The organism is Vibrio sp. OPT18, from assembly GCF_015163615.1.
Taxonomy (GTDB): domain Bacteria; phylum Pseudomonadota; class Gammaproteobacteria; order Enterobacterales; family Vibrionaceae; genus Vibrio; species Vibrio coralliirubri.
In genome coordinates this window covers 68,559-80,179 of record NZ_JADDYK010000051.1, presented here as the reverse complement: position 1 = coordinate 80,179, position 11,621 = coordinate 68,559, and the positions used below count along the sequence as shown (strand labels likewise).

General features: G+C 45.1%; 1 protein-coding gene. It reads right to left on the bottom strand.

Translation table 11 applies throughout. The features are described from left to right. Positions 1 to 11,621, bottom strand: an 11,621-nt coding sequence (locus IQQ51_RS12945; RefSeq protein WP_193841284.1) for a cadherin-like domain-containing protein, incomplete at both ends; no start/stop codon positions are given.

Genomic DNA, 11,621 nt, shown 5'->3' with positions numbered 1-11,621 from the left:
CCACTTTAAGCGTGTAGTTGCCCGGAGTTTGAGAAAGGCCTACTGCCTGCAAGCTATCGATCGCATCTGCCGTTGCCACCCAAACACCACCACCGAGATCAGTCACAGAACCAACGTCACTGGTGATTTGAGCACCTGCAGGTACATCACTGATGTGCAGCGTTAGCTCTTCTGTAATGTCCGTTAATGCCGCGATAATTCCAACCAAAGGAATACCACTCGCACTCACTGACTGGCTCGCAGTAATGTTTCTCACGTAGTTAGATGCAGGGTCAATCGATAACGTTGGCACGTTAGCCACTGGTGTCACCTGTATCGTAAACTCTTCTGGTGGTGTTTCGATGATAATGCCAGATGGATTACCACTATCCTGAGCTACCACTTGTAACTGAATACTGTTCGATGGGATATATTGCGTATTCACAAACACGCCAACAGGGTTGGTTGGTGTATTAATGATTGCATTGATATCCGCCGGTGTACCTTCCAGTATGATTGAGCTTGTGTCCTGCCCGCTAACAGTGACAGTGGTTGTTCCTGGCAGAGTTACCGATAAAGCACCAAAATCGACACTCAAGGTAACCGTCATGAAATCGTCGGCATGAACGCCTACATAGTCAGGGTCTGCTACGGTAATACCACTAATCAATTGCTCGACATCTTCGTCAATGACAGGCGTGACACCGTCACCATTAATAATTGGCGAATCATTAACACCTGTCACAGTTAAGCTCAAATCGCCGGTGTCTGTTAGGAAGTCATCAGCTCCATTGGTTTGCCCATCGTCTTGAACGGTATATGTAAAGCTGATATTTCCACTGGTCGCATCGTATTCATCGTTGGCATCAAAAACCCAATATGGGCCAGTAATCGACGGGGCATCTACACCACCACTGTTTTCAAAGTAGTCCAACTGCCCTTGACCCGAAGTGAGACTGACATCGGTTATTGTCAGGTTATCACCTTCAGGATCGCTTGATGCGGCAATCAAATCTTCAGCTTTAATTACGATTTGATCATCTTCAGCAATCGTGCCCAAGTCGATGTCCGTTGCCACTGGCTGATCATTCACTTCCGTTACCTTAATGGTAAAGGTCGTTTGATTGGTTTGAGCGGTATTCGGATCTCCAGCATCAATCAGACCGTTATTACCACCATCATCAACAGTGGCAGTGACTGTCGCAACACCTCCCTGATTTAGGTAATTCTCATCCGCACCCAATTCGAATCTGACACTACCTGTATCCAGAGCAGTATTTATATTGGCCAAAGTTCCAGTGAGAACAATGGCGCTGCCACTAGTTGGCGTAGAGGTAACACCCGTTGAAGAGGTATAGGTCAACGTACCTTGATCGACCGATAATGTTAGTGTGTAAATCGCGTTCGGATCATCATAAACGGCGTCTGGGTCCTCTATCTTAAAGCCCGATATATCACTCAATGCAATAGAGGTGTCTTCCGGCGTCTCTAAGTTTTCAATATTGACAAAGGTTGGTTGGTCATTGATCGGATCAACCACCAAGTCGACACTGAAAATGGTTTCCGCCCCTAAATACTCAGTGTTATCCGCATCTGTATCTACTGAGCGAACAGAAATAGACAACGGTGTATCAATACCAAGCGCATTACCTGTGTCTGAATTGTGCTCACCGGAGTTAAACACGATCTTATCGAGTGCTGTTGCATCTACGTCTAACGTCCATGTATCAGAAGCTGAATCGTAAATACCTAGTGTTGTTCCATCCGGATGCAAAATTGACGCGTCTTGTGGAACATTGCTGACCACAACACGGATGGTTTCTGGCGAGTTTTCAGTATAAGTCCCACTCCCCGATGCAGAAAATGCGTTATCCAGAATAGTCGTGTTGATTTCAATATCAATATTTTCGCCTTCTAAACCGACTACCGAATCAGTCGGATCCGTATCAATATCGTCCCCTACAGGAAGTACATGCACTTGGAAACTTGGCAGAGTACCTGCGTTAGTTGGTACACCGAGCAAAGATTCTTGCGTAAACACCTCAACACCAAACTCAAAAGTACCGCTGAAATCTTTCGGAGGCAGTACCGATATTTCGCTCAAATCGAATGAATTCGAGACACTTGAAGGCAATTGGACACTCCACACGCCTCCACCATTATTCTTAACCGTGAAGTCTGAGGAGTTATCTACCCTGAATTGGAAGCCATCAGGGACATCAGTAAACTTGATAGAGACAAACTCTTCCGAACCATCTAAATCCGTCAAAGCAATCGACACTGGACTTGAGCCAGCGAGTGAAATCTCTTGGTCTTCACTACCCGTTATTTCAATGACATCTGCGTTCGTTCCAGGACCAGTGATCGCAATATCATCCACCACAGGAACTACGTCAAAGCTAACCGACGTTGAGAAAAACTCGGGAGTTGCATCTTCCGTTGTTGTTGAGCCATCTTCGTTGAACGTCGCAGTGTCTATAATATTACCGCTCACAGTAACGCTAACGCTATCAACATCCATATCAGTTACATCATCGTAAGTCGGGAAGTTTTCTTTCGGTCTAAACAGAACACCAGACAAGGCTCCATTATCAATTTCCGTCTCAGTGAAAGATATTGATGTGCCTAAAGCCGTTCCAGTATCACTGTAAAATTCACCATTACTTGTGTCACTTAAGGTTAGAGTAATATCGGTGAAGCGCTCATTACCGCCTTCAACACCATTAACTTGGTCTGCAACCGAACCCGAGAAATCAAGCACAATATAGGTGTCTTCATACCCCACAGCTTCAGCCCCCGGTTGGCCATCGATATCAACGGGATCCAACGAGTCATCTAAAGAACCCGCGATATCGACAGAAATAGTTGGCGCTACGTCAGTTACTGCGGAGACTTTAATAATGGCGCTTGTATCAAGTACATTTTCATCACCAGAGATGAGGTCTTTGGTAATCACCGTAAATGGCAATTTAAAGTCCCCAGAATAATCTGCGGGTAAATTCAGCACCAAATCAGAGAAGTCTGGCGTTACACCTTGTACCAAAGTGGACTGATACACATATTCGCCGTTAACGAAGTCAATCTCACCACTACCACCGATGCTGATGTTAAGTGTTTGGGTAAGATCTGATGGGTCAAGAAACACGGTATCATCAATAACGATGGTAATTTCGTCGTTAAATACATCGCCACCACTGAAAGTAATGATACTTTCAAGCGCGTCACCAAGCATGAGCTGAGTATCTTCAATCGCGTCGATTGTCTGGTTCGGAGTTGCAGCGATATCAGCAGCAATTTCTCCTCCACCAACGATCTCTTCAGGGAAGGTCAAAATAACATTACCCTCTCTTGGAGCAATCGCAGAATTCTGGTCACCCAATTCGTCCCCCAAGTCTTCAACTTGAGTAAACACCGTCATCTTAATGCTGCTAGTGTTAGTCGAGATACCATCATCATATGGCGCTGTTAGATCTAAGCCTTCAGGTGCGCTAATCGTAAATGCATCTTCATCTGTGACTACCCAACGGCCATCCCCCTCATACACTGCACCAGTCACGAGCAGTTGACTCAACACATCTTCTGGTAACGCGCCATCAGACGTAGTAGTCAACTGAACCACGACCTCGTTAACGACTTCGTTGATAGGAAATACAGGAGAGACATCATCTTCTCTGTAACGGATAACGTACTCACCATCCAAGATCTCAATACCACCACCATCTACGGCTTGGTTATCACTATTGGTTGTGAATTTAATTACACCCGCAGCATCAGATGTAATTGATGTTAACTCACCACTACCGTCTTCATTGGAGAAAACGATAAAGTTATCGTCAACTCCATCTCCATCTCCATCTGGATCTTTAGGTTCCACAACAGGCACAACTTGTACTGTGATGGTGCCTGTAATTGCTGGATTAGCAACTACTCGGCCGCCCTCACCAACAATCGCATCGTCGGTGTACTCGAAATCTCTCTCCTCCATCTCAACGACGGTTGTCAGCGTAAAGTCGACGCTTGAGTTTTCTGGTGGTGTCATTTGGATAAAGTTGTTCGCCAAAGCAATCTGAGTAAATTGCTCCGGTGTCTGTGAGGTGTCTTTCGGTGTAATGATTAGGGTGCCGGCCGTGCTGGAATCGACCGTAACATCACCATTGACCACCGCGACTACATCCGTTGGAATGCCATTAATGGTAATTGAAGTGAAATGTTCGTCATCATCAATGTAATCATCACCTTGTGGATGCCAATCAATATTAATAGCGGTGTCTTCATCACCGGTTGTGGTGTTGCTATAGGTTGCAGAAGTGTCGATTCTAGGTTCAACCAACACTCGAACTTCTTGATCAAACGTTAAGGTGTGTCCATCGTTCTCGGTAACGACAATCTGCCCCTTGATATGAATATTTTCTGTCGACGAGTCAATCGGACGAATTCGGATACCAGAAGTAATACCTTCCTCTGTGATATTCGCTTCATAGATTGGTTTATCTAAATCAGGGTTTCCGTTAATGTCATCTTCATACCCAACGAAATTTAGGTCAATAACCGTACCATCTCCGTCTTCGATTACCACGCCCTCAGGGATACCTGATAGAATAACAGTTATCGATTCGGAACCATCGCCGACAAGAGGATCATCAGCCGGGTCATCTGGTTTTCTCTCACCAGACAACACCGTGAAATCTAGAACAGCGTAGTTATCTCCGCTTTGACTCTCTTGGATTGTGGTTTGTACCCCACTCACACCGCCATCTGTAAACTCTTCCCAATCGGTACCATTAGTGCCACCAAATGGCACATCAGCAACACCAATGACCTCAACGTTGACTGTTTTAGGACCAAATGTGATTTCATCAACTACTTCACCCGTTGAAAGATCTGCCTTGTCTTTGACAACACCTAACATATCAAAACTAAAGTCTTCATTACTGTGCTCTTTGGGTATCACTTCTACGTTGGCAAGTTCAGAGTAAAGAATCTCTTGATAATCGACACCCTCAATTGTCACGGTTGGTACAAGGGTATCGGTCCCAAGTAAATAAAGCCCAGCCCCCTGAGTGATATTATTGATGCGTACGTATAGAGTTTCCGACGTATCCAAATCTTCAGATGGTGTCATCGTAATCACTTCATCAACAGTGAACGCGACTCTATTGCTAGGATCTCCAACAGTATCTGGATCGAGAATATTATCTTCATTGATGGTTTTGCGATTCACGCTTAAGGTGCCTAAGTCGGCGTCTGGAAGTACATCAATAACTAATATTCGTTCTTCAGAGGTGGCAACCTGTTTACTGTTAGCACCACTATTATCGCCATCTAGGAATGGATTACGGGTTTCTTCCGTCAAAGCTACTACTTTAAAGCTAATGGTGCCCGAGAAGTTATCAATCGGGTCGACGACTGTGCTATTGATATCTGACGCATCAATAACATATGGGCCTCCAACAGGCCCTATCGGATTACCTGAGCTATCCAATAGAGTGAACTTCCCAGCGCCTTCATCAACAGTAAGTTGATATGTGAGTGTTTCAGGGCGAGAAGTATCTTGAGAATCAGCCTCGAGGTTAAGAGTTATGGTATTTCCATCTTCCGTCACCGGAATCTCTGCACCCATGCTGTCTGTATCAGGAAGATAAATATAAGTGCTGTTTGCATCATCCCACTCAGCCTCATCTGCTACGGCTTCAATTTCAATTCTAAAGTTGGAGCTTACCGTATGGTCAGGTACCCCGTTGTTGTCGATCTCCAATTCATAATTTATTGTGGCTCCACCATTACCGGTACTAAAGTTTCGGTCTGGTACAAAATAAAGATTATCGATGGTAGCTATAACATCTTTTGGATCAGTTGAGTCATCGGGATCAGGCATGAAAGTCTGAACGATATTTGCACCATCTAGAACATAGTTTCCATCTACATCTGTCGACAATTTCACATATTCAGCACCATCAAAGTAATAGAATGTACCTCTATGGTTTGTATTATCGAAGATCTTCAGTTGGCCGATCGCCTCTGTGTTATCTTGGTCGTACAAGTTTACTTGCAATGCTACTTGAGCAGGTGCATCAGCTAGACCGTCTTGATTATCAAAGGTGTTTTCTAGGTCTGTTGGTTCACTACCCGCTGCATAATCAATTGATGCATCACGACCAATATCCTCCGTTGTCGTCACTTTCAGCGACACAGCCGTTGAGTCCTGATCAACGATAGTAATATTCAGTGGCGTTTCTGAGGTATCTAAATCCGAATCGGTTGCAATTACGTTGATCGAGAAGTTGATCTCATCGCCGTCATGATCTAGATAACCATTTGCTCTAAATTCGACTTCACCGTTCGAGTTTATACGCAAGCGACCCAACTCTCTCTCTACTGTTCCTCCACTTCCATCATCGGTTTGTTCATAAATACGAACCTGCTGGCGCCCTAAGTTCAGGTCATAACTATCACTAAATGCTCCACTCGTTCCTCTCCTGAAAACGATATCAACACCACTATTTGAAATACCTTCTATTTGGGTGAGCACAGCAGCGTCGGCACCTGGGTCTGTTGCACTCGCAAACATATTAACCAAAGAGTCATTGTAGTTTTGCCCTTCTAGGCGAGAGATAGACTGAGTTGTCACTAGAGGAATGTCATCGGTGACCGTAATATCCAGTGCGATTGCATTAGACTGGTCGCCATCGAAATCTTCGGCTACGACAGAGAAATTCAGCAGTATGCTATTTTCACCGTCAGCTATGGGGTGTGTGAGCGGTTTAAACAGTTCAAACTGATAGCTGTTGTCCGTAGTATCAAACACAACCTCAAACACAGCCTCGTTGCTTGTCTCAGTTTGTGCTGTGTAGGTAAATGTCGTACCACTCTCAACAACCGGAAGCCACTCTAGGGCTTGACCATTAGACGTAAGCCCTGTTAGCACTGCATCAGGGTTAACCAACTCATACAACACAACACCATCCGCACCTTCATCAATGGTAAACAAACCATTAATGACGGTATCTTCAGATTGGTCAGAGCCTATACCCGCTAAGTCATCTTCATCGACAATCACTTCACCCGTCGGCGGCGTCATTTCCGGAATATCATCAATGACTTGAATTGGTAATTGATACTGGTTGGAATCATCGCCATCACTATCAACAGCCACTACATCAAAGGAGATAGGCAGCTTATTTCTCGCCTCTGAGCTAAGCTCATGGTCTAGAGGACCAAGCAAGGTAAATGTGTAAGCACCATCATCAGTCAGAACTAATGTGAAAATTGGCGTTCCGCCAGGGTCAGTTGCACCTTGGTAGGTGGTCGTGTTAGCAGCACCTGTGATCTCAGTGATCTTAATACCTTCATTGCCAGACGATAGCGTCGCTTCCAACATTGAGATATTTCTCAATTCGTAAGTTTCAACTTGGTCAGCTCCTTCGGTCGTCACAAAACTTCCCGAGGCTTGCGTTGGTGTTCCAATCTCCTCTTCATCCACAACAAAGGTGCTGCCAACCTCTATCTCAGTAATTTCAGGCACGTCATCGGTAATGGTGACACTGAGTGGTGTCATTGCTGAATCGGTTTCATCGGTGTCTACCGCGTAAACAGGCAAGGTAAATAGTTGATCATTGTTACCTTGAACGTCCGCATGGTCGATCTCTTCGAGGAGCGTAAATGTGTACTCGCCTAGCACTGACGATGAGAAGCTAATTTCAAAGATTTCAACTTCTGGCCCAAGAAGAGGGTCTTCCGTAGTAAAACCTATATAGCCACCGGCAACTGAAGGGTCCTCTTTCAATTGAATCGCTAATCCATTAGACGTTAGAGCTCCGCCGACATTAAATTCATTGGTCGCAATACGGAAATAGCTAACGTCGTCACTACCCGCAGTAAAGGTTATCTGCTCTGTTTGGCTCACAGGTAAACTTGGTGAAGAACCATCGGCTAAGTTCACTTCACTCAAGCTCACTGGTGGAATGATATCAATCGTCGGTGGAGCACCATCACTAATTACTAACCTAACGGTTGCGTCTTCTAGATCGAGATCTTGGTCTTGAGATGCAACAACGATGTTCTTAATGATATCGCCATTTTCATGGTCTAAGTTTCTATTCGGCTCAAAGCGAATATCACCATTGAGTTTAATAAACAGTGTCCCTTCTGGGTAAACAAATACTTGCTCATTAGTATCGTTTTGATCGAGAAGAACCTCGGCCCCACCATCATAGGTAAATTTAGTAACTGTTGAACCATCTGCACTTGGACCCGTTATTGTTTCAAACACATTACTGCTCACCGTGCCCGAGGTTGGCTCAGTGACCTGTAAGTCTCCAGATTGCATCACTTGAACATCATCCCCGATAACCACTTCAAGTTGCTTAGGAGCGGACACATCACCATCGGTGTCTTCGGCATAAACCGATAAATCGAAAGTAATTTCATTGTTGCCATTGCCAGGCGCATGGTCTAGTCGCTCTAGTAGTGTAAAGGTATAAATGCTTGGATTTGAACTATCAAACGTTAAGGTGAAGATAGGCACCTCAACGCCCGGTGAAACCGTCGTGAATGCTAAGTAGTCACCAGAGTTTGCTGGCTCTTCCCTTAGATCAACCACTAGTCCATTCGACTTGATTAATCCGCCAGTGTTAAATAGAGACGTGTCGACAACAATTCTTGCAATGTCGTCACTGCTAGCGATGGATGTGATTGTATTGGTTTCACTAATCAGCACCGAGTCAGGAGAAGATCCGTCTGCTAAGTTACTTTCAGATAAGTTAACGCCGGGTACTACATTCAGCGCGGGCCCTTCACCATCAATGATGGTCAGTCGAACACTCGACATGAAGATATCGTTATCGAAATCCGATGAAGTGAAAACGATATTTTTAACGATATTCCCGGCAGAATGATCAAGGTTTCGATTTGGCTCGAACCTAACATCACCATCTAACGTGACGAACAAAGAGCCTTCAGTAAAGGTAAACTCTTGCTCACCCGTCACGGTCTGATCGAGCGAAATGGCTAATCCACCATCGTAAATAAACTCGGTGATGGTCGCGCCGTCCGCGCTTGGCAAGGGCATAACATCAACCGTTGCTGTTGTCAGCGTGCCAGAGCTTGGTTCTGTGATCGTAAGAATCCCATCCTGCATTTGCTGAATGTCATCTTCAATGGTCACAACGACATCTCGTCTTGTTGATTCAGAATCATCTGTATCGACAGCATAAACTGGCAAGCGGAAATTCAAATCGTTGTAATTGAGACCATTAAGGTGATCGAGTGCTTCCAGCAAGGTAATGGTAAATTGGCCCTTGTTAACACTATCAAAACTAATCGTAAAGACATCGGTTTCTGCACCGGAACCGTTTGTGGTGAATCCGACGTAGCTGCCCGAATCCGCTGGCTCCTCCTTCAATTCAACGACTAAACCGTTTGATTTCAGTAACCCGCCAAAATTAAATTCATTCGTAGCGATTCGGAAATGACTCAGGTCATCACTCCCTTCTGTGTAAGTGATGGTATGAGTCGAACTAACTGGCCCTGCCGTCGGCATTGAACCATCGGATAAGTTCACTTCAGATAAGTAAACGTCAGGGACAATGTTGATAACAGGATCAACGCCATCCGTGATAGTAAGCGTCACCGTTGCGGTTTCAACATCATTATCAAAATCGCTTGTTGTCACGGTAATGGTTCGAACAATATCGCCATTCGAGTGGTCAAGGTCTCTATCTGGTTCAAAACGGAGCGAGCCATCCAACTTAACGAACAACCGTCCGTCAGCAACTGAGAACTCTTGCTCTGTAAAATCAGTTTGAACAAGCGTAAACGGCCCATCGTCCCCATACATAAACTGGGTAACAGTCGCACCATCTGCACTCTCTGTAGGCATAACATCGACAATACTTGTAGTTGGCGGGCCACCTGCTCCTGAAGTCGTCACAGGTTCAACAATACTTAAAGTACGATCTTGCGTTTGCTGTAAGTCGTCGGTAATGGTGACGTTCAAAGAGGACGATGCTGAATCGGTGTTGTCGGCATCAACCGCTATCACAGGGATATCGAAATCTAAGGTATTAGAAAGGTTACCATCAGCGTGATCTAAAGCCTCTAAAAGCGTAAATGTATATTGACCAAGATTACTGTCCGAAAATTCAAGTGTGAACACGTTCGTTTCAACATTTGAAGCGCCGGTAATAAAGCCAACATAGTTCCCCGAATCAGTAGGTTGCTCTTTAATTTCCACTGCCAGGCCGTTCGACTTCAATGCGCCTGACGAATTGAAGTTCGTGGTATCGACCCTAAAGTGCGTCACATCATCGCTACCATCAGTAAAGGTAATGACTTTGGTTTCACTGACAGCTGCCCCTGTAGAGGCAGAACCATCAGCTAAGTTTGCTTCATTCAGAGCAACATCAGGAATAAGGTCAATCACTGGTTCATCGCCATCTTCTATCCTCAGCGACACAGAGGTGCTGACAATATCCCCATCTCCATCGACTGAATTAACCGAGATAGTTTTGACGATATCGCCACCAGAATGATCGAGGTCTGACACAGGTTCAAATCGCATGTTTCCGTCTATAGTGACGTATAGCGTACCCTCGTCATAAGTGAACGACTGCTCGCTTGCGATGTTTTGATTAAGAGTTTGTAAAGCCTCCCCATCATAGCTGAAGCTCGTTAATGTCCCTCCGTCCGCACTGCTGTCCGGCATAAGGTCAACAGTATTGGATGTTTCAACACCTGTTGATGGCTCTTTCGCTGTCAATGAGCCAGCGACTAAAGCTTGAATATCATCGGTAATCGTCACCGATAGTGGTGACATTAACGAGTTATCACCGTCGGTATCAACGGCGTAAACTGGCAAGTTAAATGTTAGGTCGTTATTGCCTTGAATTGGTGTGTGGTCAATCGCTTCCAGAAGAGTGAAGGTGTATTCACCCAAAGTGGAACTGCTGAAATCGAGTGTAAATACCGTGGTTTCGACATTCGAAATATCAGTCGTGAAACCAATATAATTGCCGGAGCCTGTTGGTTCTTCTCGAATCTCAATGATCAAGCCGTCTGACTTGAGCGCGTTGTTAGTATTAAACTCGCTTGGTTCTAAACGGAATTTCTCAACATCGTCGCTTTGATGAGTGAACGAGATGGTTTCCGTTTGACTCACTGCCCCCATAATTGGTGACGAGCCATCCGCTAAATCTGCTTCAGCAAGCGCGATGCTTGGTACCGATTCAATGGTTGGGATATCACCATCAATAATCGTTAGTGTGACAGTGGCTGTTTCAACATCCACATCGCCATCGCTTGACGTAAAGACGAGAGATTTAACGATATCGCCATCTTCGTGGTCTAAATCACGGTTTGGCTCAAAGCGCACGTTACCTTCGATGGTGACGAACACATCACCCTCAGTGAAAGTAAATTTCTGCTCACCTGTGATTGTTGGATCGAGAGTTTGAGCCGTGCCACCATCATAAGTGAACTGGGTAATCACTGCGCCATCGGCACTTTGCGCCGTCATTACATCAATCGTATTGGTCGTCACCGTACCGTCAGCTAAATTCGGCTCGGTAATATCCAGCGTACCGTTCGCCATGATTTGGACGTCATCACCAATGGTCACCGACAACGGAGACATTAATGAATCATCG